This is a genomic window from Gemmiger formicilis (assembly GCF_016901605.1).
Taxonomy (GTDB): Bacteria; Bacillota; Clostridia; order Oscillospirales; family Ruminococcaceae; genus Gemmiger; species Gemmiger formicilis_B.
On sequence record NZ_JACJKP010000873.1, the window covers coordinates 1 to 220 of the forward strand.

Annotated in this window: 1 protein-coding gene; it reads left to right on the plus strand. The window is 55.0% G+C overall.

What is annotated here, in order from left to right:
* Positions 1–220 (plus strand): cation transporter (locus H6B10_RS17100; protein ID WP_204652528.1); only part of this gene is annotated, 220 nt, incomplete at its 3' end.

Below are 220 nucleotides of genomic sequence, written 5' to 3' on the forward strand. Positions count from 1 at the left end.
ATGATTTCCGATGCCATCCACTCCTTCTCGGATGTACTCACAACACTGATTGCCTGGATCGGTGTGAAGGTGTCCAAAAAGGCATCCGATGAGGAACATCCCTATGGCCATGAAGGCCGAGGAATGGATCAGCAAGGCATAATGGCGGGTATACCAGTACATGGCCTCCTTGCCGGCGATGGAGACAATGGCGGCTGCCAGTGCAATGGCGCCGGGCACA